The 26,848-nt window shown below is 37.9% G+C and carries 21 protein-coding genes and 2 pseudogenes; 19 read left to right on the top strand and 4 right to left on the bottom strand.

The annotated features are described in order from the left end of the window. The first annotated feature begins 151 nt into the window (after positions 1 to 151). From ACXAE4_RS00475 to ACXAE4_RS00450, 6 genes are all read left to right on the top strand, one after another. Positions 152 to 868: a YebC/PmpR family DNA-binding transcriptional regulator gene (locus tag ACXAE4_RS00475; protein WP_013054976.1), complete on the top strand. Its 717-nt coding sequence runs from the start codon at positions 152 to 154 to the stop codon at positions 866 to 868. Between the two features lie 158 nt (positions 869 to 1,026). Next, positions 1,027 to 2,568 carry an SH3 domain-containing protein gene (locus ACXAE4_RS00470; protein ID WP_289578642.1) on the top strand — a complete coding sequence of 514 codons (1,542 nt, stop codon included), beginning with the start codon at positions 1,027 to 1,029 and terminating at the stop codon, positions 2,566 to 2,568. Between the two features lie 160 nt (positions 2,569 to 2,728). Beyond that, positions 2,729 to 4,621, top strand: a complete 1,893-nt coding sequence (locus ACXAE4_RS00465; RefSeq protein ID WP_028411903.1) for a PTS mannitol transporter subunit IICBA — start codon at positions 2,729 to 2,731, stop codon at positions 4,619 to 4,621. Between the two features lie 60 nt (positions 4,622 to 4,681). Continuing rightward, entirely contained in the window at positions 4,682 to 6,772 is a 2,091-nt protein-coding gene (locus tag ACXAE4_RS00460) for a BglG family transcription antiterminator (protein ID WP_033580794.1), read from the top strand. 5 nt (positions 6,773 to 6,777) lie between these two features. Further along, complete coding sequence (locus ACXAE4_RS00455; RefSeq protein ID WP_289578643.1) at positions 6,778 to 7,920, top strand: mannitol-1-phosphate 5-dehydrogenase; 1,143 nt, start codon at positions 6,778 to 6,780, stop codon at positions 7,918 to 7,920. An 89-nt stretch (positions 7,921 to 8,009) separates the two neighbouring features. Then, positions 8,010 to 8,519, top strand: coding sequence for a VOC family protein (locus tag ACXAE4_RS00450; protein ID WP_475235218.1), 510 nt, complete (start codon positions 8,010 to 8,012; stop codon positions 8,517 to 8,519). An 11-nt stretch (positions 8,520 to 8,530) separates the two neighbouring features. On the opposite strand, the gene ACXAE4_RS00445 is transcribed toward ACXAE4_RS00450, so the two are convergent. Then, positions 8,531 to 9,067 (bottom strand): L,D-transpeptidase, encoded by a 537-nt coding sequence (locus ACXAE4_RS00445; RefSeq protein WP_098113861.1) that lies wholly within the window; start codon positions 9,065 to 9,067, stop codon positions 8,531 to 8,533. Between the two features lie 281 nt (positions 9,068 to 9,348). Here ACXAE4_RS00445 and mscL point away from each other — a divergent pair, with 281 nt between their 5' ends. From mscL to ACXAE4_RS00395, 10 genes and pseudogenes are all read left to right on the top strand, one after another. Then, positions 9,349 to 9,744 (top strand): large conductance mechanosensitive channel protein MscL, encoded by a 396-nt coding sequence (gene mscL, locus ACXAE4_RS00440; RefSeq protein ID WP_028411898.1) that lies wholly within the window; start codon positions 9,349 to 9,351, stop codon positions 9,742 to 9,744. Positions 9,745 to 9,939: 195 nt separating this feature from the next. Next, positions 9,940 to 12,009 carry an LTA synthase family protein gene (locus ACXAE4_RS00435; RefSeq protein ID WP_098113860.1) on the top strand — a complete coding sequence of 690 codons (2,070 nt, stop codon included), beginning with the start codon at positions 9,940 to 9,942 and terminating at the stop codon, positions 12,007 to 12,009. Positions 12,010 to 12,204: 195 nt separating this feature from the next. Beyond that, a complete protein-coding gene (locus ACXAE4_RS00430; RefSeq protein ID WP_028411896.1) occupies positions 12,205 to 12,747 on the top strand; it encodes a helix-turn-helix domain-containing protein in 543 nt (180 codons plus the stop codon). A gap of 20 nt (positions 12,748 to 12,767) precedes the next feature. Continuing rightward, positions 12,768 to 13,877: an ABC transporter ATP-binding protein gene (locus ACXAE4_RS00425; RefSeq protein ID WP_028411895.1), complete on the top strand. Its 1,110-nt coding sequence runs from the start codon at positions 12,768 to 12,770 to the stop codon at positions 13,875 to 13,877. After that, entirely contained in the window at positions 13,867 to 14,667 is an 801-nt protein-coding gene (locus ACXAE4_RS00420; protein ID WP_028411894.1) for an ABC transporter permease, read from the top strand. The genes ACXAE4_RS00425 and ACXAE4_RS00420 overlap by 11 nt, the downstream gene beginning before the upstream one ends. A 1-nt stretch (position 14,668) precedes the next feature. Then, on the top strand, positions 14,669 to 15,475 hold the full coding sequence (locus tag ACXAE4_RS00415; protein ID WP_028411893.1) for an ABC transporter permease: 807 nt from the start codon (positions 14,669 to 14,671) through the stop codon (positions 15,473 to 15,475). After that, the gene (locus ACXAE4_RS00410; RefSeq protein ID WP_028411892.1) at positions 15,472 to 16,545 is read left to right on the top strand and encodes an ABC transporter substrate-binding protein; all 1,074 of its coding nucleotides are present in this window, start codon (positions 15,472 to 15,474) and stop codon (positions 16,543 to 16,545) included. Before ACXAE4_RS00415 ends, ACXAE4_RS00410 begins: the two co-directional genes overlap by 4 nt. A 218-nt stretch (positions 16,546 to 16,763) precedes the next feature. Continuing rightward, on the top strand, positions 16,764 to 17,876 hold the full coding sequence (locus tag ACXAE4_RS00405; protein WP_028411891.1) for an acyltransferase: 1,113 nt from the start codon (positions 16,764 to 16,766) through the stop codon (positions 17,874 to 17,876). Positions 17,877 to 18,021: 145 nt separating this feature from the next. Next, positions 18,022 to 18,698 (top strand): annotated as a pseudogene (locus ACXAE4_RS00400) (response regulator transcription factor). Then, the gene (locus ACXAE4_RS00395) at positions 18,691 to 19,926 is read left to right on the top strand and encodes a sensor histidine kinase (protein ID WP_289578645.1); all 1,236 of its coding nucleotides are present in this window, start codon (positions 18,691 to 18,693) and stop codon (positions 19,924 to 19,926) included. The pseudogene ACXAE4_RS00400 and the gene ACXAE4_RS00395 overlap by 8 nt, the downstream one beginning before the upstream one ends. A 16-nt stretch (positions 19,927 to 19,942) precedes the next feature. Here the strand turns inward: ACXAE4_RS00395 and ACXAE4_RS00390 are convergent, their stop codons facing one another. From ACXAE4_RS00390 to ACXAE4_RS00380, 3 genes are read right to left on the bottom strand one after another with little or no spacing between them, the layout of a single operon-like run. After that, positions 19,943 to 20,833, bottom strand: a complete 891-nt coding sequence (locus ACXAE4_RS00390) for an RnfABCDGE type electron transport complex subunit D (RefSeq protein WP_289578646.1) — start codon at positions 20,831 to 20,833, stop codon at positions 19,943 to 19,945. Further along, positions 20,814 to 21,743 carry an FAD:protein FMN transferase gene (locus ACXAE4_RS00385; RefSeq protein WP_228123024.1) on the bottom strand — a complete coding sequence of 310 codons (930 nt, stop codon included), beginning with the start codon at positions 21,741 to 21,743 and terminating at the stop codon, positions 20,814 to 20,816. Before ACXAE4_RS00385 ends, ACXAE4_RS00390 begins: the two co-directional genes overlap by 20 nt. A 14-nt stretch (positions 21,744 to 21,757) precedes the next feature. Further along, a complete protein-coding gene (locus ACXAE4_RS00380; RefSeq protein WP_033580799.1) occupies positions 21,758 to 22,270 on the bottom strand; it encodes an FMN-binding protein in 513 nt (170 codons plus the stop codon). 293 nt (positions 22,271 to 22,563) lie between these two features. On the opposite strand from ACXAE4_RS00380, the pseudogene ACXAE4_RS00375 reads away from it, so the two are divergent. The 3 genes and pseudogenes from ACXAE4_RS00375 to cshA all read left to right on the top strand — a co-directional run bounded on the left by ACXAE4_RS00375 (position 22,564) and on the right by cshA (position 26,835). After that, positions 22,564 to 23,647: pseudogene (locus ACXAE4_RS00375) on the top strand (D-alanine--D-alanine ligase). A gap of 97 nt (positions 23,648 to 23,744) precedes the next feature. After that, on the top strand, positions 23,745 to 25,127 hold the full coding sequence (locus ACXAE4_RS00370; protein WP_033580800.1) for a UDP-N-acetylmuramoyl-tripeptide--D-alanyl-D-alanine ligase: 1,383 nt from the start codon (positions 23,745 to 23,747) through the stop codon (positions 25,125 to 25,127). A gap of 196 nt (positions 25,128 to 25,323) precedes the next feature. After that, positions 25,324 to 26,835: a degradosome RNA helicase CshA gene (gene cshA / locus ACXAE4_RS00365; RefSeq protein WP_028411884.1), complete on the top strand. Its 1,512-nt coding sequence runs from the start codon at positions 25,324 to 25,326 to the stop codon at positions 26,833 to 26,835. Positions 26,836 to 26,848 lie beyond the last annotated feature (13 nt).

Below are 26,848 nucleotides of genomic sequence, written 5' to 3'. Positions count from 1 at the left end.
ATTTATTTAGTTAACGAAATATACCAAAAGATTGCTTGTCTTTTTTAGGTATTAAACTCGAAAGATAAGAGGGAATTGATGTATAATAAAAACGGATATATCATTGCCTATTTATTTTATTAGATTCAATTTTGAAAGAGAGTGAAACAATATGGGCCGTAAGTGGAACAATATTAAAGAAAAGAAAGCGTCAAAAGATGCTAATACAAGTCGTATATATGCCAAGTTTGGCCGTGAGATTTATGTGGCTGCAAAACAAGGTGAGCCAGATCCAGAATCAAACCAAGCGTTAAAAGTTGTATTAGAACGCGCGAAAACATACAATGTGCCAAAAGCAATTATTGACCGTGCCATTGAAAAAGCAAAGGGCGGTTCAGAAGAAAATTACGATAATCTTCGTTACGAAGGTTTTGGACCAAATGGCTCAATGGTTATCGTAGATGCTCTTACGAATAACGTAAACAGAACAGCTTCAGACGTGCGTGCTGCCTTTGGTAAAAACGGCGGTAATATGGGAGTAAGCGGATCAGTAGCGTATATGTTTGATCCAACAGCTGTTATTGGTGTAGAAGGTAAAGATGAAGAAGAGACGCTAGAACTGTTAATGGAAGCAGATGTAGACGTGCGTGACATTTTAGAAGAAGAAGATTCTGTAATTGTTTATGCTGATCCGGATCAATTCCATGCGGTACAAAAAGCGTTCAACGATGCTGGTATTACGGAATTTACAGTAGCTGAGCAAACGATGCTTGCTCAAAATGATGTAACTCTTCCTGAAGATGCACAAGCTCAGTTTGAAAAAATGATTGATGCATTAGAGGACTTAGAAGATGTGCAGCAAGTATATCACAACGTTGATTTAGGATAATAGTGAAAGAGGCAGACCTATCAAAGAGGTCTGTCTTTTTTTATAGGCCGTGTGAAAAGCATCTATTGACCCTTTCCCTTCGTTTGGAATATGGTAAGATAATGAATTAAGAATAGAAAATAGTAGAATTTTATAAGGAATAAATGGAGGGAAAGCAGTTGAAAAAATTAATGGTGGGGATGGCGTTAACAGCTACGCTTGCAACGGCTGTAACGCCTGGCTTTGGCTCAATTGGGGGAAATCAAGAAAAGGCATATGCAGCAACAGTTACATATAAAGTAACAGCAAGCAAGCTAAATGTGAGAAGCGGAGCGGGAACGAATTACGGGATTATCGGCAGCGTAGTAAAAGATCAAACACTATCTGTGGTGAGCAAAAGCGGAAGCTGGTACAAAATTAACTATAACGGCCGCACAGGCTATGTAAGCAGCGATTATGTACAGTCATCAGGAACAGCAACGCCACCAGCAGAAAGCACAACGTATACAGTAACGGCAAGCACGCTGAATGTAAGAAGCGGAGCGGGCACCAATTATGCATTTATAGGAAGTGTGACAAAAGGCCAGAAGCTGTCTGTGATGAGCAAAAGCGGAAGCTGGTACAAAATTAACTACAACGGCCGCACGGGGTACGTAAGCAGCGATTATGTACAAGCATCGGGAACAACAACGGCCCCAACAACGCCACCAGCAGAAAGCACAACGTACACAGTAACGGCGAGCACGCTGAACGTAAGAAGCGGAACAGGCACCAACTATGCATCTATAGGAAGTGTGACAAAAGGCCAGAAGCTGTCTGTGGTGAGCAAAAGCGGAAGCTGGTACAAAATTAACTATAACGGCCGCACAGGCTATGTAAGCAGCGATTATGTACAGTCATCAGGAACAGCAACGCCACCAGCAGAAAGCACAACGCATACAGTAACGGCAAGCACGCTGAATGTAAGAAGCGGAGCGGGCACCAACTATGCATCTATAGGAAGTGTGACAAAAGGCCAGAAGCTGTCTGTGGTGAGCAAAAGCGGAAGCTGGTACAAAATTAACTATAACGGCCGCACAGGCTATGTAAGCAGTGAATATGTACAGGCTTCAGCTACAGCGTCTCCAAAGCTCGTAGTCGATTCTTTTAAAACGTTAGGCAACGCTCAGCAAGTCATCTTGGTTACAGCAGATAACTACGATACGAAGTCTGCTAAAATTCAAACATTTGAAAAAGTTGATGGAAAATGGAAGCAAGTTTTAACTGCGAACGGTGTACTTGGACAAAAAGGATTCGCTTTAGCGAAAAAAGAAGGAGATATGGAGTCTCCGACAGGGAAATATACAATTGGCACAGCATTCGGACGCTATGCAAATCCTGGAACTAAGCTTCCATATCGAAAGATTACATCAAATGATGTGTGGGTAGACGATTCAAAAAGCTCTCTGTATAATACGTGGCAGCAAAAGCCAGCGAATGGCCGCTGGACGAGCGCTGAGAACATGGATATCCCGGCTTATGATTATGGGTTTGTCATTAATTATAATGAATCTAGAACCCCAGGAAAGGGAAGTGCAATCTTCTTTCATGTAGGAACAAATTATACAGCAGGATGTACGGCCACTTCTAAAGAACAAGTTGTCTCTATTTTAAAATGGTTAAATCCAGAGAAAAATCCAGTTATTATTCAATCTCCTGTAAGTGAATTAGATAAATATTAAGTTAGAAAGCAGCTGAACTCGTGTAATTCAGCTGCTTTTTTATGTAATTAAAAGCTTTGTCCGTCTGTGGTACGACAAAGTTAGTTTTCCTATTCATTGAATGAAAGCGTTTAATCTCTTACGATTAAAGTATCATCACGTAGAGAAAGGAAGAGAGCAAATGGCTCAATCTAATATAAAAGTAGCTGTACAAAAATTTGGGAACTTTCTAAGTTCAATGGTTATGCCAAATATCGGAGCATTTATTGCATGGGGACTTATTACTGCTTTATTTATTCCAACAGGCTTTTTTCCAAATGAAAGCCTTGCCAAACTAGTGGATCCAATGGTCAAGTATTTGCTTCCGCTGCTAATCGGCTACACAGGAGGAAAGCTTGTACACGATCAGCGCGGAGGCGTTGTAGGTGCTATCGCGACCATGGGCGTCATTGTTGGATCTGATATTCCGATGTTTCTAGGCGCTATGATTATGGGGCCGCTGGGCGGTTATATCATCAAGAAGTTTGACCAGTTTATTGAAGGTAAAGTCAAAACAGGATTTGAGATGTTAATTAATAATTTCTCAGCAGGTATTCTTGGAGGAATTCTAGCGATTCTAGCCTTTTTAGGAGTTAGCCCAGCTGTGGACGGATTTACAGGTGCACTTGTAGTGGGTGTAGATTGGATGGTTGCACATGGCCTTCTTCCTCTTACAAGTATTTTAATTGAACCAGCTAAAATTTTATTCTTAAACAATGCCATTAATCACGGCATTTTATCTCCGATTGGAGCAGAACAAATTCGAACAAACGGACAGTCCATTCTATTGTTATTAGAAACAAATCCTGGTCCGGGATTAGGAATTCTGTTAGCGTATTGCTTCTTTGGAAAAGGAACAGCAAAACAGTCAGCACCGGGAGCGGCCATCATTCATTTTATTGGCGGAATTCACGAAATTTACTTCCCTTACGTTTTAATGCGTCCTCTTCTAATCATTGCGGCTATTTTAGGAGGAATGAGCGGAGTATTTACATTTGTTCTTTTAGGAGGAGGCTTACAAGCCGTTGCTTCACCAGGAAGTATTTTGGCTATTTTAGCTGCTACACCAGGTAATGCAGGCAGCTATGTTGCAAATATCTCAGGTGTTCTTGTTGCAGCCGTCGTATCGTTTATTGTAGGTTCGTTAATTTTAAAAACGGGCAAGCAAACAGAAGATTTGGACGAAGCAGCTCGCAAAATGCAAGAGATGAAGGGCAAGAAGAGCTCTGTAGCAGGAAGCTTTACAAAACAGCAAGGCGACGTACCAGCAAGCGTTCAAAAAATTGTTTTTGCCTGTGACGCAGGTATGGGATCGAGTGCAATGGGCGCCTCTCTTCTTCGCAAGAAAGTTAAACAAGCAGATTTAAATATTTCGGTAACAAATACAGCTATCAGTAATATTCCAAGTGATGCTCAAATCGTTATTACACAGGAAGAGCTAACGCCAAGAGCTCAAAACAAAGTTCCAGATGCGTATCATATCTCGGTGGATAACTTTCTATCTAGCCCGGAATATGACAAACTAATTGATCAACTAAAAAATGATCATACTACTTCTAAGGCGGAAGAAGAAAAGAACGTATCTGCAGAAAACTATACAGATAGTAATGATGGTTTATTAAAAGAAGAAAACGTTTTCTTGAATCAGCACTTTTCTTCTAAGGAAGAAGCAATTCGATTTGCAGGAAGTGTGTTAGTAAAAGGCGGATATGTAGAAGAAAACTATGTTGAAGCGATGATTGAGCGAGACAATATGACTTCTACTTATATGGGAAATGACGTAGCGATTCCGCACGGTACCGAAGAAGCGAAAAAGAACGTTTTAAGATCAGGTTTTACAGTAATTCAAGTTCCAGAAGGCGTTGATTTTGATGGTGAGAAAGTTCGTTTGATTTTCGGAATTGCCGGAAAAGACGGCACCCATTTAGAAATTTTATCTGGTATCGCGATTACATGTTCTGATATGAACAATATTGAAAAGATGGTTCATGCCAAATCAGCTAAAGAATTAATGGCTATTATTCAAAGTAACTAACGGGATAGAAAGGCATGAGGATGCCTTTTTATCCTTTGTTTATAAATAAGAAAAGAGTTGATGTTCTTGTTTATTACTTCAAGAGAAAAATCAATCATTGAGTTAATTATTAAAACGGCAGGAAAGCATACAGCACTTACACTTGCTACTTTTTTGAATGTAAGTGTAAGAACCGTTCACCGAGATTTGAAGGCAATTGAATCAATACTTGAAAAATTTGATTTAAAGCTGATTCGTACACAAGATGAAGGACTAATGATTGAAGGTAAAAATGAACAAATTTTTCGTCTTATCCAAGAGCTGATGAAGATTAAAACGACGGATCAGTCTCCACAGGAAAGAAAATTAATTCTTTTAATTCTTCTTCTAGAAGAAGGAGATTCATTTAAATTACAAACGCTGGCTAAAGACTTAGAAGTAAGTATTACTACACTAACTGCTTATCTAGATGAATTAACAGAGTGGTTAACCACATTTGACGTTTTCCTTCATCGAAAGAGAGGGGTCGGAGTAGAGGTTCAAGCTACTGAAGCCAATAAACGGAACGCATTAGCCAATTATTTTCTTGTCCACTTTAATGAAGAGTTAATTGAATGTTTGTTTCTAGTAGAAAATCACCAGCATACGGATGAAACGATTTTGCATTATTTTTATCCGAATTATTTAGCAGAAGTAGACCGAATTGTACATCAAGCGATTAATCAGCATCATTCTAAGCTGGCTGACAGCGATTATATAGGGCTCATTGTTCATATTTGCATTATGATACAGCGAACGAAAAAGCAAATGTATCTAGAAGACGACGGCGGCCAAACGGAAGAGCTGGCGAGTGAACTGTTCTTAATGAAGGATATTTGCCGCGAAATTGAACGGGTATTTTCTCTTTCTTTCACGGAAAAAGATATTCATTTCTTAGCAGTACGGCTGCGTGCAGCTAAGTTCCAAACTACTAGAGACGTATATTACGACAGCGTAGTGGTTGGGCAGATTATTAAGAATATGATTTCTCATGTTTCTGTTCAGCTTAACACCGACTTGACCGGTGATTTTTCCCTTTACCAAGGGCTGCTTGCTCATATGGAACCGGCAATTTTTCGTCTTAAGCAAAAAATGGAGCTTTTTAATCCATTAACGGAAGAGATTAAGAAAAAGTATCCTGTTTTATTTATGGCTGTGAGAAACAGTATCGATCAAGAGCTGCCGGATTTAGTTTTTCCAGATGATGAAGTGGCATATCTTGTTTTGCATTTCGGTTCAACGCTAGTGCTAAAAGAAGAAGTCATGGAAATTCAGGCACTGATTGTCTGTCCAACTGGAATCGGCACTTCGAAAATGTTAGCTAGCCGTATTCGTAAAGAGATTCCGGAGATTAATTCAGTTGTCATTAAGTCGGTAAAAGAAATCAAAGAAGCGGCGCTTGAAGGGTATGACGTAGTGATTTCAACAGTAAGACTTCCTTTTTTAAATGTCGATTACATTTTAGTCAATCCACTCTTAACCGAAGAGGATATTCAGTCCGTTCAGAATTTTTTACAGAAAAACATTCAAAAGTTAACCAAAGATAAGGGCTATCGTTCGTTCCAATATAAAAATAAGACCGTCTCTACACAAAAACCGTCTTTTGAGGAAACGATGAAGCAAATTAAAGATGTGCATGGAAGTATCGAATCAATTCTTCAAAACCTTAGAATGTATCGATTTTCGGATGCAGTGAGTCATGATCAAGTGATTTCGCACGTAGTAAAAGCAGCTGAAAAAGAACGTTTAATAACCAATGCCAGCTGCGTTATTGATCAGCTTAAGGAACGAGAAAACAAAGGCGGTTTAGGTATTCCGCAAACGAGTATGGCACTGTTCCATTGCCGTGAACATCACGTGAAAGAGCTGATTTTTCAAGTTTCACATTTAGAGCAGCCTTGCACAGTTAAAGGTATGGACGGAACAAACATGCAGGCGCGTAACCTTCTATTAATGCTAGCACCTGAGGAGTTAAGTGAAGTACAGCAAGAAATCTTAAGTTTAATTAGTACAAGTTTAATTGAAGATCATGAAGCAATGATGGTTTTTTCGTCTTCGAACGAAGAGATAATTCGCAAAAGGCTAGAGGATACGTTTCATGAGTACCTTCGAAATAATTTGATAAAGGAATGATTTTTGTGAAACAAGCAGTTCATTTTGGAGCAGGTAATATTGGGCGAGGATTTATTGGGGCATTATTTTCTCAAAGCAACTATCACGTTACATTCGTAGATATTGCTGAAAAGATTATTAATCAGTTAAACACAGATGAAGGGTATAACGTAATAACAGCCGCAGAGCACCCAGAGACATTAGCTGTTCAAAACGTATCTGGTTTAAATAATCTGACGCAAGAACAAGCAGTCATTAAAGCGATTAAAGAAGCAACGTACATTACGACAGCCATCGGACCGAACGTTCTGCCTCGCATTGCTCCTTTAATTGCTAAAGGTTTGGCTGAGCGTGTGAAAACAAGCGACGAAAAGGTATATATTATTGCATGTGAAAATCAAATCTCTGCGACAGATTTATTAAAAGGCTATATTTTTGATGCGCTGGATGAAGAGACAAAAGCTCATATGGTAAATAAGGTCTTTTTCTTCAATTCAGCTGTAGATCGTATCGTACCTCTTCGACACAACCAAGGTTCGCTTGATGTTTTAGTAGAATCCTATTATGAATGGGTAGTAGAGGCACCTGAAAATATTCCTTTTGTAGAAGGAATGACGATTGTGCCTGACCTTGCTCCTTTTATTGAAAGAAAGCTATTTACAGTAAATACAGGACATGCGGTGATTGCATATTTTGGTTATTTAAAAGGAAAAGAAACGATTGATCAAACGTTAAGAGATTCAGATATTTACCAACAAGTACAGCAAACGCTACGAGAAACAGGAGACTATCTAATTAAAAGATATGACTTAGATAGAGAGGAACACGAAGCCTACATCGTAAAAATTATTGAGCGCTTTAAGAATCCTCATTTAAATGATTCAGTTAAACGGGTAGGAAGAGCGCCAATTCGCAAGCTTGGACCTCAGGATCGTTTGATTCGTCCAGCGCTAGAAGCAAAAAAAGCGGGCCTTTCTTATACCCACTTAGCGAAAGCCATCGCTGCTGCGCTTCTATTTGACCCGCAAGAAGATAAAGAGGCTATGAAGCTTCAAGCGAATATTCATGAGTATGGTATTGAGTATGTGTTAAAAGAGGTCAGTGGGTTAGAGGCAAGTAATAATTTAACAAAAGAAATCATTGCTCAATATAATGCTTTAAAATCGTAAATGACTCTAATACGTGTAAACAGTCCATTTTAAATGGGCTGTTTTTCTTTTTGTAGAAAGGGAATGTTTGTGTATAGGAGGATGATAAAATGGTAGCTATTACTCACGTTGGATTAGCTGTACCTGATGTAGAAGAAGCCGTCCAGTGGTATGGGAAAGTTTTAGGTTTTAAGCTGATTGCCGGTCCTTATACGTTTAATGCGGAGGAAGAAAAAGCTGAAAATATGACTCAAGATTTACTAGGGTCTCATATTAAAAAAATGAAAAATGCTCACATGACAGCTGATAACCAGGTAGGCATTGAACTGTTTGAATTTAATAAGCCGCAAATGCCTCTTGTATTAAAAGACAGCGATGAGCAGTATCAAAGTTATTTTCACATGTGTTTAATAGCCGATGACGTGGAAAAATTAGCGGATAAAATCGAACAATCAGGCGGTAAAAAGCGTAGCCAAGTATGGAATACAAGACCTGGAAAACCTTATTACTTAATTTATTGCGAGATCCGTTTGGGAATATTATTGAGCTATATTCACATAGTACGGAGCTCATGTATGGGAATAAAGAAGAATAAAAGCTTATCCACATTTTTTGGATAAGCTTTTATTTTTCACAGCTGTCCGTAGCCATATACCTTTGCCAGCTCTTCGAAGGTTTTTGATGAATACGTAATAGTTACAGATGTTCCTACTGCTACTTTATCGAATAGTTCTTCCACATCCGCATTGTGCATCCGTACGCAGCCGTGGCTTACATATTTGCCAATGCTAGCTTCTGAGTTATTCCCATGAATACCGTATGTGTCGCCGGTTGTTCCGTTTGCATTAAGCCCTAGCCAGCGAGAGCCAAGAGGATTATTGGGAGCGCCTCCTGCAATGTGCCCTGTATAGTAAGGGCGATTTTTAATTTTGTTAACAATCTTGAAAAAGCCTACCGGCGTATCGCTCCATGTTTTTCCCGTAGCTACTGAATACGTCTTTTCTAATTTTCCGTTATGAAAATAAGCAAGCTGATTTGTTTTTTTATTAATAATAATTAAATCTTCACTTGCTGTGTTTTCACTTGCCTCCGCCGTGCTTGCTGTATATGAAATACTGATAATAGCTGCGAGACACACAGTCGCTGCTCGCAGTAGAATTTTTCTCACGTTCTAGCCATCTCCTCTATTGCTCGTTTACATATTTGATGAATTACATGCTATTAGTGTATAAAAGAAAAATGGACTGAACATGAACCTTACCTGAATGAAAACTGAAAGTTCGTTTTTATTTACACGCGAATATAAAGTAAAAATATGGGCAGAAATACAACTAAAGGTCTGGTACATATCTCATGAAAAAGAGAAAAATGAAAATGCACCTTGTTTGTTTAATTTAGGATGTATTATCATGAAAGTTTGAAATGAAGGGCAGGAGGTGGAACAAACAGATGCTTAAAGAATTTAAAGAATTTGCTTTGCGAGGAAACGTATTAGACTTAGCAGTCGGTGTTATTATTGGAGCGGCATTTGGAAAAATTGTCACGTCTCTTGTAAATGATATTATTATGCCGCTGATTGGTTTGTTGTTAGCAGGGATAGACTTTAAAGATTTATCCTTCACGGTTGGAGATGCTACGGTATTATATGGATCTTTTATTCAAACGATTGTTGATTTCTTAATTGTTGCATTCTCGATTTTCTTATTTATTCGTTTCTTTAATCGCTTTAAGAGAAAAGAAGAAGAGAAAGTAGAGGAAGAAGTGGCTGTTCTGTCAAAAGAAGAAGAGATTTTAACAGAAATTCGTGATTTGCTAAAAGCAGAAGCAGTGAAAGAACGTTCATAGCAGCAATTTTTACATACGTATAAAACGGCTAAGAGGCCCGTCTTTTCATAAGAAAAGCGGGCTTTTTTCGTGTGAAATTTCTCGGGAAATGTTAGTGGTATGATCATGGGAAAATTAGGCGTGAAAGCGAGAGAGATAGGAATGTTAAAATCATATTAAAAGTGTTAAGATATTGTAAATAGGAGGCTTAAGGTTATGTTTAAACATTTGTATCGTTCTTTGCCAATGCTGGTGGCGTATGGGCTGCTTAGCGTTTTTTTATACAGTGTTGTTATGCTTAATATATCAAATGACACAAAGATATTGTTTGACTGGGCCCAAATCCATACAGCTGGGTTCGTCGTATTAATAGGGGGATGCTCACTTGTTTTATGGGCGCTCACTTTCTATTTGCTAATTCGATTTAATCAGATAGAGAGAATACAAGGTTCGCAGTGGTACGCCATTTTTACGGCAATTGTGTTTTCAATTGCGGTAGCAGCCGTTTCTGCTATGGTTTTTGTTATCTATCATATTGATATACATAATCCAGGCAAAACAATAGAGTGGATGCAAGCATACCCTGAACGCTATCTTTTTACGGTCTTTTTACTCTCGCTGTTAACACTAGCGATCATTATGCTAGTAGGGGAAGCTTATTTAGGGGCTGGGATTACCTTTGTTCTGTATTTTATTTTAGCTCTTGTAAACTATTATAAAAAAATCTTTCGAAATGAACCATTGTTCCCGAACGATTTTATTCAGGCGAGTCAGTTAAAAGAAGTTATTCCAATGATTAAAGATTCCATTTCAATTCCTATTGTCATAGGAGTTATTGGATCTATTGTCGTACTGATTGCTCTTTGGTTTTTCTTGCCGAAAATTAAAATTCGATGGTTTCTTCGAATTATTATGATTCTGCCGCTTATCTTTTTAATGAAATCATTTTTATTCTTTGAACACTCGTTTGCTCAAAAATATTATGATCAATATGCTGCGCTGATGCCTTGGAATCAGCAAAATAATTATTACTATAATGGACCGGTTATTGGCATGATTTCAAATGTTAAAACAGATGTGCTGCAAGAGCCGGATGACTACTCACAGGAAGTAATGGCCAAAGTGGCAAAACGCATTCAGTCAAAGGAAGAGAAAACACAAGAAAGCAGGACTGAAGTCAAGCCAAACGTTGTGTTTGTAATGAATGAAACGTTTTGGGACCCAACAAAGCTTAACGTGACGTTCTCTGAAGATCCAATGAAAAATACAAGGGAGCTTCAAAAGAAATATCCTTCTGGGTGGTCTTTAAGTCCTTCATTTGGCGGGGAGACAGCTAATGTAGAGTTTGAAGCATTGACGAGCTACTCTTTGTCTTTCTTTAACCCTGGAGGTCTTCCTTATCAGCATGTATTGAGTAAAAAAGAATATCCGTCTTTTGTTTCTTATTTAGAAAAACAAGGCTATGCTACAACAGCTATGCATCCAAACAGCGGCATGCTTTATATGAGACAAAATGTGTATCCAAATTTGGGATTTGATCAAGTGAAGTTTATTGATCAAATGAAGCATACGCAAAAAGATAACAAAGAATTTGTTTCTGATGAAGCTGTAGTTGATGAAGTACTCGATACGCTTCGTCAGTCGAAAAAGCCTGCATTTGTGCATGCTGTAACGATTGCAAATCATCTTCCTTATTCTGCGGATAAGTATAATGGTCAGGAAACCATTAAAGTAACCGGTAAAGGGTTATCACCAGAAATGCAAAAGGAAATTGAAATTTATGCTGAAGGAATCAAACGTTCAGATGCTGCTTTAAAACGATTGAACGATGAAATTCAAAAGTTGGATGAGCCGACCATTGTAGTATTTTGGGGAGATCATTTGCCAGCACTTGGACAAAACCTTCAAGCTTACAAAGAAACGGGTTTTGGAAACGAGAAAACGCAGCAAACATCTCAAAAATTTTATGAGACGCCGCTCTTATTTTTATCTAATTACGATACAAAAATAGATAAAAATCTTGGTACGATGAGTCCTATTTATATTGCTCCGACACTTGTTCAATCTCTTGGTTACAAAAGTAATCTATTCTACGATCAGCTGAATCAAATGAAAACAGAAGTGCCGGCTTTTCGTTCAAATATGTATATAAACTCAAAAGGAAAGCTAGTGGATGAGCCGGCAGCGCTCTCTAATAAAGCTGCAAAAGACCTTCAAGATTACCATGAAGTTGAGTTTGATACATTATCGGGGAAACAGTACGAAACGCATAAGTTGTATAAATAAAAATAAAAACTCCTTTTAAATAAAAGGAGTTTTTATTTTTTAAGTGTTTAAGGTTGTACTAAAAAATAATTCATGTATAATATTTTAAGGTTAAAAGTAAACTTTAAGTTAAGTAAAACAAAACTTGAGTTTGGAACAGCATGAACAATTATTCATGCTGTTTGCTAATTTTAAATACAGTTGAGGATCGAGAGTATGGAAATAGGAAAGAAAATTAAGAATTTAAGATTAAAAAAAGGCTTAACACAAGAAGAGCTAGGAGAACGTACTGATTTAAGCAAAGGCTATATTTCGCAGCTAGAGCGCGATTTAAGTTCGCCGTCTTTAGAAACATTTTTTAGTATTTTGGAAGTGCTGGGGTGCGAACCGAAAGAATTCTTCGAAATTGATACGCATGTTCAAAAGGTTGTATATAAAGAGGAAGACTACACGAGTTATTGCGAAGATGAAAAAGGTTACCATATTCAGTGGCTTGTACATGAATCAAATGAAAAAGAAATGGAGCCAATTCGTCTTATTCTTCATGAAAAAGGTGCATTTAAGAGATTTGAACCTTCTCTTTCAGAAACGTTTGGCTACATTTTGCGCGGGTGTGTGAAGGTGAAGCTTGGAGGCAGAATATATGAAGCCAAACAAGGAGAAACCATCTATTTTCAAGCTTCTGAAGAACATCAGATTTTAAATGCTCATGACGGAATAACAGAGTTAATTATCGTGGCGACAGAGTCTTATTTATAGAACAAAAGAGGTGAAGTGAAATGACATCTACGAATACAATTATTCAATTTGAAAATGTGACCAAGCAATATGATAATGATTCAGTTGTATTGGATCATGTAAGCTTTGAAATTGAAAAAGGGAAGTTTTATACCCTTTTAGGTCCATCGGGATGTGGAAAGACAACGATTTTACGATTAATTGCAGGCTTTACGGAGGCCTCGAGCGGAACGATTTATTTTAATGGAAAAAGAATTAATGATGTCCCGGCTAACAAACGTCAGGTTAATACGGTTTTTCAAGACTACGCGCTTTTCCCGCATTTGAATGTATTTGAAAATGTAGCATTTGGTCTTCGAATCAAGAAGATGAAAAATGCTGATATTGGGATAAAAGTTAAAGAAGCCCTTCGCTTTGTTAACCTAGAAGGATATGAAAAGAGAGAAATAAAGGAAATGTCGGGCGGTCAAAGACAGCGCGTAGCCATTGCACGAGCAATTGTAAATCAGCCCGAAGTCATTCTGCTGGACGAGCCGCTTTCAGCTCTTGATCTAAAATTGCGTACGGAAATGCAATACGAGTTAAGAGAATTACAGCGCCGTCTAGGTATTACGTTCATTTTTGTTACGCACGATCAAGAAGAAGCGCTTGCGATGTCCGATGAAATCTTTGTTTTGAATAAAGGAAGAATTCAGCAGAGCGGGGAACCTACAGATATTTATGATGAGCCAATTAATCGTTTTGTTGCCGATTTTATTGGTGAATCAAATATTGTACCAGGTAAAATGATTGCTGACTTTTTAGTGGAGTTTGGCGGCCAGCAATTTGAATGTGTCGATCAAGGGTTAAACCGAAATGAGCAGGTTGAAATTGTGATTCGCCCTGAAGATTTAGCCATTACAAGCTCCGATCAAGGAAAGCTGCAGGTTCGTGTAGATTCACAGCTGTTTAGAGGAGTCCATTATGAAATTTTAGGCTATGACCATGCAGGGAATGAGTGGCTCGTCCACTCTACAAAAAAGGCAACGGTTGGCGAAGAAATTGGTTTATATTTTGAACCTGAAGCTATTCACGTTATGCGATTTAATGAAACGGAAGAAGAATTCGATAAGCGACTCGAAGGTTATGAAGAGGATTACCATGCAAACTAAATCAAGAAATATTTATTTAGTCCCGTATGTGTTATGGATTTTGCTTTTTGTAGTTGCTCCCATTGTATTAGTTGTCTATTATTCTTTTTTCAGCATTGATAATGAGCTGACGCTTGAAAACTATAAGAAATTTTTTACCCCTGTTTATTTACAGATGACGCTGAGCTCATTTTGGTATGCCTTTTTAATTACGTTATTTTCCTTGGTTTTTTCTTATCCAACAGCTTATTTACTAACGAAGCTTAAGCATAAGCAGCTTTGGCTTCTACTGATTATTTTACCGACGTGGATTAACCTATTATTAAAAGCTTATGCTTTTTTAGGCATATTCGGCACGTACGGTACGGTTAATAAATTTACTGAATTTCTGGGATTTGGTACTCATCAAATTTTATTTACTGACTTTAGTTTTGTATTTGTATCAGTGTATATTTTTATCCCCTTTATGATTTTGCCGATCTTTAACTCTTTAGAAGAACTTAATCCCTCGCTTATCTACGCTTCGCGAGACTTGGGGGCATCTTCATGGGTGACATTTAAGCGCGTGGTATTTCCGCTAACGCTAGAAGGGGTTAAATCAGGTTGTCAGGCTGTTTTTATTCCAGCACTGTCACTCTTTATGATTACGCGTTTAATTGCTGGAAACCGCGTCATTACACTGGGAACGGCGATTGAACAACATTTTTTAGTGACGCAGGATTGGGGCATGGGAGCCACAATTGCTGTCTTTTTAATTATTGCGATGGCCGTTATGATGCTCATAACAGGCACTGGAAAGAGAGGTGTGTAAAATGAAGAGAAAGTGGAAGTTCAGCCACCTTTATTTATTTTTTGTCTTTTTCATTTTATACGCGCCCATTTTTTATTTAATGTATTACTCTTTTAACAGCGGAGGAAACATGCGAGAGTTTGAAGGGTTTACGTTAGATTGGTACAAAGAAGTGTTTCAAGACACACGTTTGCTCATTATTGTCTTGAATACCTTAATTATTGCTCTATTGTCTTCGGTTATTTCAACGATTATTGGCGTGATCGGAGCGCTTGCTATCGTATACGTGAAGCGTAGACGTGTTCAAAATACACTGTTAACATTTAATAATGTGTTAATTGTGAGTCCAGATGTTATTATTGGCGCATCTTTTTTAATTCTATTTACCATTATTGGTGTAAAGCTCGGGTTTATATCGGTATTATTAGCGCATATTGCATTCAGTGTACCGATTGTGGTCATCATGGTTCTGCCTAAGCTGCAGGAAATGAGTCCGACACTGCTCGATGCAGCCCGTGATTTGGGAGCAAGTCGCTTTGAAGTACTTTCGAAAGTGGTATTGCCATTTATTCGTCCGGGTATCTTTGCAGGCTTTTTTATGGCTTTAACTTACTCTTTGGATGACTTTGCGGTTACGTTCTTTGTGACCGGGAATGGTTTTTCCACGCTTTCAGTAGAAATTTACTCGTTAGCAAGAAGAGGGGTCTCGCTGAAAATCAATGCTCTTTCTACTCTTATTTTCATGTTTACCGTGCTGATTGTAATTGGTTATTACTTTATCAGTCAGCGATATAGCAATAAAGCGAAAGGGGTGGCGACTGGAAAATGAAGCAATTAGCAAAGCCGTTTATCTTCATCGTCATCCTTTCTTTCGTTCTTATGTATGTGGTTCATCATTTGAACAATGCCGAAGGATACTCTGGAGGAGATACGCTGACCGTCTATAATTGGGGAGATTATATTGATCCTGATTTAGTGAATCAGTTTGAAAAAGAAACCGGAATTAAAGTCATTTATCAGACCTTTGATTCGAATGAAGCAATGATGACAAAAATTGAACAAGGCGGTACGACATTTGATATTGCTGTTCCTTCTGAATACGCGATTAGCAAGATGCGTGAAGAAAATTTACTATTGCCAATTGATCATTCGAAGCTGCCTAATTTAAAATACATTAATCCGCGTTTTTTAGACCTATCTTTTGATCCTGGCAATAAGTACTCTATTCCTTATTTTTGGGGAACTGTGGGTATTGTTTATAACTCTGATATGATTCATGGTAAGAAGATAAAGAGTTGGAATGATTTATGGGATCCTAAGCTAAAAAATCAAATTTTACTTGCAGATGGTGCTAGAGAAGTGATGGGAATGGGGCTAAACAGCTTAAATTATTCATTAAATGATACGAATAAAGCTCATCTTCAAGAAGCAAAAAGAAAGCTTGATACATTAACACCAAACGTAAAAGCCATTGTAGGAGACGAGATTAAGATGCTCCTAGCAAATGAAGAAGCGGCAGTTGGCGTTGTTTGGTCAGGTGATGCTTCTGAAATTATGAGTGAAAACGATAAGCTGAATTACGTTGTTCCAGAAGAAGGTTCGAATTTATGGTTCGATAACATGGTTATTCCAAAAACGGCTAAAAACGTAGAAGGTGCACATAAATTCATGAATTTTATGCTAGATCCTAAACACGCTGCTCAAAATGCAGAATATGTAGGGTATTCTACGCCTAATAAAAAAGCGTTAGATTATTTGCCGAAAGAAGTAGCGAAAGATGAACGTTTTTATCCGGATGAAGAACTAACCAATAAGCTTGAAGTATATAATAACTTAGGCAAACGAATGCTTGCTTATTACAATGAATTATTTTTAGAATTCAAAATGCACCGTAAATAAAAGGTACTTAGTTAGGCCTTTATACTCAAGTTCTTTATTGTTTTTGTAAATTCAGTTGCGTGATAGCAAGAGGAAAGATAAAATACAAACGAGTAAAGCTAATAACATTTATTTTATGTTATTAGCTTTTTTATTTGTAAAACGGGAAAGATAAGAAAAAATTGAATGTTCTATTATTCATCTAGAATGTATATTTCACATTATATAGGAGAGAAAAAGTGAAGCAAAAACAAAAGCAGCATATTCAATCCATTTATTTTTTACGATTATTCGCTATGATGATGGTTGTGCTCGTACATGTAACAGCAGCGTATGCAACGGTACTGCCATTTGCAAGTGAAGCTTATCAGAAATATCATTTCCTTAACCGAATTGTTCGAATTGAAGCAGGAATCTTTATTGTGATCACAGGTTTAGTTTTCTTTTATAGTTACATTAACAAGCCGTTAACAAAGACTTTATGGAAAACGTATTATGCTCGAAGAGTGACATATATTTTAGTTCCCTATGTTATTTGGGCACTTATTTATGAATTTTATTCGTACTATGTGGGAGCAACAGAATTAAATGCAGCTGATATTGTGAAACGTATTTTACGCGGAGAGTCCTACTATCAGCTTCATTTTATCTTTTTAATTGTACAAGTGTATCTCGTGCTGCCGGTTTTTGTATGGCTAGCACAAAAAGTAACCATTTTTAAAAAATACATGTGGCTGTTTGGTATTATCATTCAGCTTGGTTATTTAATGCTTAACAATACGTATCATATCACTTCATTTAATTTATTTTTAAATACGATGGCTACGTTTTTACTCGGCGGTTGGATTGGTATTTATTATCGCGAACAAGTGGATAAAAAGTACAGTCGTTCAAATATTGTATTATTTCTGGTGACGCTCGGATCGGGAATAGCTATTTCACTGTTAAATTATCACTTATACACAATGAAGACAATTCACATTTCAGGCTTTACGTATGAGGCTGTTAATACGCTTTATTTGGTCGTGGGAAGTTATTTCTTCTTCCGAATTGCAGAGATATTAGCTGAAAAGCTTTCTGTGAAGTCCGTGACGGTCGTTAAAAATATTGCCATGTACTCGTTTGGATTTTACTTGATTCATCCAATGGTTTTAAACTTTGTGGCAAAAGCAGTACCAATACAAGGCAACTATATGTTTCACGTGGAAATCTTGGCACGTTATATTTTGACATTAGCGGGCTGTTACCTCATTATTTGGGGATGTCATCGTCTTTTACCGTTTGCTAGCTTTTTGTTTGGTAAACTGCCAAAAGAAGCGGTGTTCATTTACCGACGTCCTGATCATAAATAGCGTTTAGTTAAAAGTTATGCCTGCTTGCAGGCATAACTTTTTTTATAAAGTATAAGAGATGATAACGCGCTAGTTTTAAAATATTTTTAAAAGTGACATGCTAAGATAATGATTATTTAGGTAATCACAAAAGGGGGAATTTGATATGCGTGTACTTGTGGTAGAAGATGATGCTTCATTATTACACGGTATCGTAGAAGGCTTAAAAGAAGAAGGATATGAAGTTGATTGTGCGTCTGATGGAGATGAAGGTTTGTTTTTAGCAGAGCAGAATATTTATGATGCCTTAATTTTAGATATTATGCTGCCGGGTATGACAGGGCTTGACATACTAAAAAAACTAAGAAAACAAAAGGTGTTGACCAAAGTTATTTTTCTTACTGCAAAAGATAGTGTAGAGATCGAGTGAAAGGACTCGACTATGGAGCCGATGATTATTTGGTTAAGCCTTTTGCCATGGCTGAACTTTTTGCGAGGTTAAGGGTAATGCTTAGGGACTTGCAGGCAGAAGAAGGTATGATTTCATATGGTCCCATTTCTATACGAGAAGCCAATCATGAAGTAGTGATTAATGGAAGTGTCCTCATGTTAACGATTAAAGAATTTCAGCTTTTGGAATATTTTATTCGAAATAAAGAACAAATCCTTATTCGAGATCAAATTTTTAATCGGGTATGGGGTTTTACATCCGATGTAGGAGTGGGCGTAGTTGATGTTTATGTTCACCATTTAAGAAAGAAGCTTCAGCCTTTTAATTGTGACAATTATGTACGTACAGTCAGAGGCGTAGGCTTTATGTTAAAAGGGGAAGAGCATGTTTAAAAAGACGAGAATCAGGCTTGTGTTATTTAACACAATGGTGCTGATGGTTATCTTGAGCATTTTTAGTGTGGTTTTATATTTTTACATGCAGCATCTTATTTTTTTAAACCCGGACAATCGGCTAAGTGAGATGAGCGAGCAGGTTAAAAAAAGAAATTTACATGAAATTCAGGAAAACAATGAGAGAGAAACAGAACGTCGCGTTGCGTTTTTACTTTGGAGCAGTGATAAAAAATTAATCAAAATTACACCTAAAAAAGGGTTATATACAAACGATATTGACGACTTTAAGCCTGCGCTCTCAGGAGGGAAAATCAAAACGTCGCAAGAGGTAAACGGTCATGCTTATCGAGTGATGAATGTGAAAAATGAAGGATATATAAAAGATCAAGACGTTTCAACAATTCAACTTGTCTTAAACGTAGATCCAGAAACTCAAACCTTAGAGCACCTTGCTTTTCTTCTTGTCATTTCAGCTTTTATTGGACTGCTTCTTTCCCTTGTAGCTGGCTTGTTTTTAGCCAATCGAGCGCTTGTACCTATTCAAAAATCTTGGAACAAACAAGTCGAATTTATTGCAGATGCTTCCCATGAGTTAAGGACGCCTCTTTCCGTGATGCAAACGCATCTCGAGCTATTGTTTAGACGACCAAATCATACGATTGAGCAAGAAAGCGAAAACATTTATCAAAGCTTAAACGAAGTAAAGCGGATGACGAAGCTGGTGGGCAACTTACTAACACTCGCTAGATCTGATTCAAGTGCACAGCTGCTAAACAAAACGGTCTTTAATATGGGTGAGCTAGTTGATAAAGTAGCTAATCAGTTTGAGCCTATATTTGAACTAAAGGAGCTGCATTTCACAAGGGAAATTGAATCGTTAATGTTGGGGGGAGATCAAGAACGACTTCATCAGCTATGTATGATTTTATTAGACAACGCTTTTAAGTACACCCCACCTGGAGAAAGCATTCATATTAGTCTAAAGAAACATCATCACTCTATGATGCTAATTGTCAAAGACACAGGCATTGGAATTGAAGCGAAAGATCTTCCGTATGTGTTTGATCGCTTTTATCGAAGTGATAAGAGTCGGGCGCGTGCCGAAGGAGGATCAGGTTTAGGGCTCGCGATTGCCAAATGGATTGTACAAGCTCATGACGGAGAAATTAAGGTTTTTAGTCAAAAAAACGTGGGTACGGAATTTTATGTGAAAATTCCGCTATGAAAAAAGCTGCCTGTCATTAGGCAGCTTTTTTTGTCACTTTTTTGTTTGCAGTCTTCCATGCTTTCCATGCATTAGCAAGTAACAGGCCGATTAATAAATAGGCAAGGCCGCCAAAAACTAAGTAATCTACGGCGCTAATCGCCCCTGCAAGCATCCCAAATTTTATTTGGTCTTTATACTTCGCAGGAGAAGTTGGCGGATCCGTCACCATAAAGAAGGCTAAAAATAAAGTGGAATTAACAAAAGGAGCTCGTAAAGCATCCGCTACATCACCTACTCCTATTAATGACATAATCGTAAAAATAGCAAAATACACGCCTAAAAACGCAAATACTTGAGGGAATTTATTTACTTTGCTCGTCACAAGGTACCCTGTCACAAACACGAATACAATGAGCCAGACGGGTAGTAAAGATAAGCTTCCCCACCAGCTTTGGCCGCTTGAAAAGACAATAAGTGAAAAGAGAAGACCAAAAGCAGCAGGGTTAAAAATAGGCTTCTTTTTTACTTTTACTAAGTGCTTCGATAAAATAGCAACAGCTACAGTGCAAAATGTGACCCAAGCAGGTGTAGAGGTGCTGAGCACTAAGGCAATAATTAATCCAGTAATAATTCCGCCGTCAGGAAGCTGAATTTTCTTTTTATAAGCAAAAGAAAATCCTAAATCTAAGGCGGCCGCCGAGCATACGGCGAGTAGTAGGTGTCCTAATCCTTGAAAGGCAGAAGAGTTGAATTCACCTAATAAGGTTAAAAGCAGCAGCATAGCCATCACGTATCTTTTAGGTGTTTTAACTAGCTGCCCCCACCGACTTATTTCTTTTGGTTTGTTTTCATCTACAATAATATAACCTTTGGGTGTACTAATATATTTAACACCGCTTCTTCGTTCAGAACGTGTGGTCATCATTCATTAATTCCTCCATATCTGATGTGAAAAAAGGAGTGAAACTAGAATCGAAGAGTACGCCGCGTACGTCGGCATCATTCAATAAATTTACTCCTTTTTCCGCTCCTAAAATAAAAGCTGATGTAGATAATGCATCGGCCAGCATGGCAGAAGGAGCAATAGCTGTACAACTCATTAGACTGCTTCTAGTAGATGGAGATAAGGGATTAACCAAATGATGCATGAATGGTTGCGTCTTATTTTTTCTAGCATAATTTCCTGATGTGCAGACAGCCGTATCTGTTACACGCAAGGTCAGTAATGACTGCGTTTGAATCTGAGGGTGCTGAATCCCGACTTTCCACAAATCTCCGTGTTGATTGAGTCCTTTAACTAGGATGTCTCCTCCGGCATTAATCATAAAATGCTGATAAGGAAGGGAGTGGGCAGCCAAATCAATAGCTAATCCTTTGGCGACCGCTCCAAGATCTATAATCATCGGTTTTTGTAAGAGAACCGTTTTTTTATGTGTATTCAATACGATGTCTTTATAACTTCCAGAATCGACTGCTTCGTTCACTTGTACGAGCTTTCCATCTAAATAATGTTCGTTAAAACCACGTTTTTCTAATTGTTTTCCTACCGTTGGGTCAAAGATTCCATGCGTTTCATCTGCTACTAAGATAGCGAAATGAAGGGCTTCAAATAATAGGGGGCTAACAGCAACAGGTTCTTTGATATGTCTAATTAGCTTCATAACTTCGCTTTTGGCATCAAATCGACTGCATGTCGTTTCGACGGTCTTAAAAATAGTAAATGCCTTTGAGATATGGTGAAGGACATTTGCTTCCTCCGATTGGGGAGCAATTACTTGAATGGACACGGTTGTTCCCATACATAAGACAGAGCGGCTATACGTTTTTATGGACATCATTCGTTTCTCCTTTATGCATTCATTGCTTGCTGAAGGGCGTCATCCACGGCATTTTGAAAATCTTCTGTGCTAAGCGTTGCTCCGCTCACGACGTCGACATCTGAGCTTTGTCTTTGTACGACTTGAGACGGAAGATCCTCAATGTAACTCTCAGAATAGTGAGTATCCGCTTCTGTAATTTCAACTGTATCAATTCGGTCGTTTTTAATGGTCACAGATACGTAAACAGTTCCGATACGGTTGCTTCCTTGACCAGAATACGTTCCATCTTTGTATTTTGTTTTAGGAGCAGAACTTTCGGTACTCGCTGATGAAGGGTGCTTATTAGAAGAAGCGATATCTTCTCCCCAGTTATCATTAACAATTGTTTGATTGTCTGTCTGATCTCTCGTTTTTTTCTGATGATGAGCCGGTGTGACTTGAACAGCTTGCGCGTCAGATAGAGTGTTTATATAACCCGTTGCATAAATACTTCCAATGGCTACGCTGCATGCAGCAATCATCGTTTTTCCCATTTTGCTCATATTTGTTGAACCTCCCGATTTATACCAGAACTATAGTTTCGATTATTGATGGTGATCTTTAGCATAAATAAACTTTATAAATAAACTTTTAAAAAAGATTTAAAATCAAAAAAGTTTTTTCGAAAATAAATGATTCAAGTGAAAAGGTCATTTTAAATAATGAAAGGAGAAGCTGGAATTTCTTTCACAAGCCTAGCTATTTTGACATACGTAATAATAGTTAATATTTCTGTTTACTATCTAAACGTGCATGATAAAATAGAAAAGATGAATATGTGTTAGGAGGAACATCAGTGAAAATTAAGCTTGGCCTTTTATACGGAGGAAAATCCGCTGAACATAAAGTATCTTTACAAACAGCTCTAGCAGTTTCAAAAGCAATTAATCACGATAAATATGAAGTGCATCCAATTTACATTACGGAAACAGGAAAATGGATTCGCGGCACACAGCTGACTGGTCCGCTTGAAACAGTTGCTCAATTAGAAATTCAAGATAACGGAACAGCTATTTCACCAGTTTCATTGAATACAGAAATGTTTGCATTAACAGATTCAAAAACAGATGATCAACTAGATGTTATTTTCCCACTTCTTCATGGTCCAAATGGAGAAGATGGTACGGTACAAGGATTATTAGAATTATTGAATATTCCTTATGTTGGAAACGGCGTATTAGCTTCAGCAGCTGGTATGGATAAAGTTGTAATGAAGCAGCTGTTTGCACAGGCAGGTCTGCCTCAAGTGGAGTACGTATCATTTATCCGCCGCGAGTGGGAAGCAGATCGAACGGCTGCTTATGAAAAAGTAGAAACACTTGGATACCCTTGCTTTGTTAAACCAGCAAACTTAGGTTCAAGTGTTGGGATTAGCAAATGTGATAACCGCGAAGAGTTAGAAGCGGCATTTGTTGAAGCCTTCTTATTCGATCGAAAAATCATTGTAGAAGCAGCAGCAGTTGGTCGTGAAGTTGAAATTGGTGTGTTAGGGAATGATGAAGCAGCTTGTTCAGTAGTTGGAGAAATCTTACCTAAAAAAGCGTTTTACGATTACAAAGCAAAATATGAAGACGGCGATACAGGTCTTATTATTCCAGCTGAAATTACAGAAGAACAGCATCAAGAAATGTCAGCACTAGCAATCAAAGCATTTAAAGCAATTGATGGATATCGGTCTTGTACGTGCAGATTTCTTCTTAACATCAGAAGGTAAATTCATTATTAATGAAGTGAATACGATGCCTGGTTTTACACCTTTCAGTATGTTCCCGTTATTGTGGAAACACGCAGGTGTTGAATATCCAGATTTAATTGAAAAACTTGTATCACTAGCAATTGAACGTCATACCGAAAAGCAGCAAATTAAACACACAATGTAACTCACACAACACTATTCATCATGAATAGTGTTTCTGTGTTTAGTTTCAATTAAATAGTATCCATAGTTTACTTTATATCGAGAGGAGCAAACCAACAATGATTAAACGTACGCTTAAACAGCTAGCTGCAATGATTCCAGGAAGTGTATTTCATAGCGGGAACGAAGCAACTGTAATTGAGGGAGTCTCAATTGATACGAGAACTATTCAGCAAGGCAATTTATATATCCCAATTAAAGGGGAACGTTTTAACGGGCATGTATTTGTCGATAAAGCAATTGAAAACGGAGCGGTCGCTACTCTGTGGAACAAAGATGAAGAAAACCCACCGACAGACATTAGCGTTATTTTAGTCGATGATACGCTAGAAGCTCTTCAGCAATTAGCGAAATCCTATCGTCACGAGTTAGATATTAAAGTAGTGGGCATTACAGGAAGTAACGGAAAAACAACGGCAAAAGACATGGTGAAAGCTGTGCTTGATACAACTTACCGTGTTCTGAAAACAGATGGAAACTTTAATAATCATATTGGCATGCCGCTTACTATTTTGCGTTTAGATGAAACTCATGATATTGCCGTTTTAGAAATGGGCATGAGCAGCCGAGGAGAGATTGAGTTTCTTTCTAATTTAGCGGAGCCTGATGTGGCCATTATTACAAATATCGGAGAATCGCACCTTCAAGACTTAGGAAGTCGTGATGGAATTGCGGAGGCAAAATTAGAAATTACAAGCGGCTTAGCACCAACAGGTCAGCTTGTCTATAATGGTGATGAGCCACTTTTAACGTCGCGCGTAGTTAATCCAGCATTTGAAACGGTGACATTTGGCAGCTCAGAACAAAACGATTTGTATCCAAGTGCTATTTCAGCTGAAGAGTTAGGAACAACATTCACTGTTTCACGTGAAACAACATATTCATTCTTTATCCCGGTATTAGGTAAACATAATGTTCACAATGCGCTTTCTGCTATTGCGGTAGGTCATTATTTTGGACTAGACAACGAAACAATCGCTAAGGGATTAAAAGAATTAAAGCTAACAAATATGCGTATGGAGCTTGTAAAACGAACAGATGGCCTGACCTTCATTAACGACGCATATAACGCAAGTCCAACGTCCGTTAAAGCGGCTATCACGTTGATGCATGATTTAGAAGGCTATAAGCAAAAAATTCTTGTTCTCGGGGATATGCTTGAATTAGGCGATCAGGAAAAAGAGTTCCACAAAGAAGTGGGAGAGTTTATTCAAGCAGAAAAAATTGATTATGTTCTAACATACGGTCCTTTATCTGTTGAAATTGAGCAAGGAGCAAAAAATAATTTTGCAGAAGATAAGGTAATACACTTTGAGGAGAAAGATGAGCTTGTTGAAAAATTAACAGCGATTACAACAAGAGAAGATGTGGTTTTAGTGAAAGCATCTCGAGGGATGAAGCTTGAGGAAGTTATCTCAAAAATGATGCATAAATTACCGTGATATTAAAAAGAGTATAAGTAAGCTCTATTGCAAACGGAAAGCCATAGTGTTATGATGTAGTCTGAGTGTCTTGAGGCGCTTATACTCTAAACGTTGAATTTATTGAAGTAGTCGTTTAGAGCATTTTCCGTTTCCTCGGAGAATGCTTTTTTTTGTAAAATATAGATAGTCTAAATATAAAAGGAGTTTGAAAAACTTGGCATTATTTCAAGATTTAGGATTAAGTCAACAGCTTAACAAAGCTGTGAGTAAAATGGGTTTTGAAGAAGCAACACCAATTCAATCAGAAACTATCCCATTAGCACTAGAAGGTCACGATTTGATCGGACAAGCACAAACAGGAACAGGGAAAACAGCGGCATTTGGTATTCCTCTTATTGAAAAAGTTGATGTAAACGTAGATGCAATTCAAGGGTTAATTATTGCTCCTACTCGTGAACTTGCTGTACAGGTATCTGAAGAACTTTACAAAATTGGTCAAACAAAGCGCGTACGCGTGCTATCAATTTATGGTGGTCAAGATATCAGTCGTCAAATTCGTGCATTGAAAAAGCACCCTCATATCATCGTAGGGACACCAGGACGTATGCTAGATCATATTAATCGTCGTACACTTCGTCTACAAGACGTTCATACAGTTATTTTAGATGAAGCAGATGAAATGTTAAACATGGGATTCATCGAAGACATTGAAAAAATCTTATCAAACGTACCTGAGAACCACCAAACACTTTTATTCTCAGCAACAATGCCTACTCCAATCCGTCGCATTGCTGAAAAATTCATGAACGAACCAAAAGTGGTAAAAGTAAAAGCAAAAGAAGTAACGATGCCAAACATTACGCAGTATTATTTAGAAGTACAAGAAAAGCGTAAATTTGATATCCTTACTCGTCTTTTAGATATGCAATCACCTGAATTAGCTATCATTTTTGGTCGTACAAAGCGCCGTGTTGATGAGTTATCAGAAGCATTAAATATGCGTGGTTATTCTGCACAAGGTATCCATGGTGACTTGACACAATCGAAACGTCTATCTGTACTACGTCAATTTAAAGAAGGTTCTATTGATGTATTAGTTGCGACAGACGTAGCTGCACGCGGACTTGATATTTCTGGTGTTACTCATGTATACAACTTTGATATCCCTCAAGATCCGGAGAGCTATGTACACCGTATCGGACGTACAGGACGTGCTGGTAAAATGGGTGCTGCTATGACATTTGTAACGCCAAGAGAAACTGGACAGTTACACAATATTGAGCGTACAACAAAACGTAAAATGGAGCGTATGACTGCTCCAACGCTTGATGAAGCAATGGAAGGTCAACAGCGTATTGCGGCTGACAAATTAACGGAATCTGTGACACAAGGCAACTTATCTTACTACAAACAGTTGGCAGAAGAGTTACTTGAAGAGCACGATTCAGTTTCATTAGTGGCAGCGGCAATCAAATTATTTACAAAAGAACCAAATGAATCACCAATTCAATTAACTGCTGAACCACCGGTAATTGCAAAAGGTGATAAAAACAAACGTGGAAATGGCGGAGGTCGTTCACGTTCTAACTCTAAAAACTACTCACAGCAAAATCGTCGTGGAAACTCAAAGCGTTTTGGTGACAAGCGTCGCGGTGGAAGCAACGGCAGTGATAATAGAAATCGCAATAGCAGCAGTAATCGTAAAGATTCTCGCAGCAAAGCGTAAAATAAAAACGAGC

It is taken from the genome of Priestia sp. ABM2_011, from assembly GCF_056158845.1.
Note: the sequence above shows the minus strand (reverse complement) of the source record. Positions and strands in the feature narration are given on the sequence as shown.

Bases quoted from the DNA above. Each gene is read 5' to 3' on its own strand.
- ACXAE4_RS00475 (WP_013054976.1), top strand. From the start codon at position 152: ATGGGCCGTAAGTGGAACAATATTAAAGAAAAGAAAGCGTCAAAAGAT.
- ACXAE4_RS00465 (WP_028411903.1), top strand. From the start codon at position 2,729: ATGGCTCAATCTAATATAAAAGTAGCTGTACAAAAATTTGGGAACTTT.
- ACXAE4_RS00460 (WP_033580794.1), top strand. From the start codon at position 4,682: ATGTTCTTGTTTATTACTTCAAGAGAAAAATCAATCATTGAGTTAATT.
- ACXAE4_RS00450 (WP_475235218.1), top strand. From the start codon at position 8,010: ATGGTAGCTATTACTCACGTTGGATTAGCTGTACCTGATGTAGAAGAA.
- mscL (WP_028411898.1), top strand. From the start codon at position 9,349: ATGCTTAAAGAATTTAAAGAATTTGCTTTGCGAGGAAACGTATTAGAC.
- ACXAE4_RS00435 (WP_098113860.1), top strand. From the start codon at position 9,940: ATGTTTAAACATTTGTATCGTTCTTTGCCAATGCTGGTGGCGTATGGG.
- ACXAE4_RS00430 (WP_028411896.1), top strand. From the start codon at position 12,205: ATGGAAATAGGAAAGAAAATTAAGAATTTAAGATTAAAAAAAGGCTTA.
- ACXAE4_RS00425 (WP_028411895.1), top strand. From the start codon at position 12,768: ATGACATCTACGAATACAATTATTCAATTTGAAAATGTGACCAAGCAA.
- ACXAE4_RS00420 (WP_028411894.1), top strand. From the start codon at position 13,867: ATGCAAACTAAATCAAGAAATATTTATTTAGTCCCGTATGTGTTATGG.
- ACXAE4_RS00415 (WP_028411893.1), top strand. From the start codon at position 14,669: ATGAAGAGAAAGTGGAAGTTCAGCCACCTTTATTTATTTTTTGTCTTT.
- ACXAE4_RS00410 (WP_028411892.1), top strand. From the start codon at position 15,472: ATGAAGCAATTAGCAAAGCCGTTTATCTTCATCGTCATCCTTTCTTTC.
- ACXAE4_RS00395 (WP_289578645.1), top strand. From the start codon at position 18,691: ATGTTTAAAAAGACGAGAATCAGGCTTGTGTTATTTAACACAATGGTG.
- ACXAE4_RS00390 (WP_289578646.1), bottom strand. From the start codon at position 20,833: ATGATGACCACACGTTCTGAACGAAGAAGCGGTGTTAAATATATTAGT.
- ACXAE4_RS00385 (WP_228123024.1), bottom strand. From the start codon at position 21,743: ATGTCCATAAAAACGTATAGCCGCTCTGTCTTATGTATGGGAACAACC.
- ACXAE4_RS00380 (WP_033580799.1), bottom strand. From the start codon at position 22,270: ATGAGCAAAATGGGAAAAACGATGATTGCTGCATGCAGCGTAGCCATT.
- ACXAE4_RS00370 (WP_033580800.1), top strand. From the start codon at position 23,745: ATGATTAAACGTACGCTTAAACAGCTAGCTGCAATGATTCCAGGAAGT.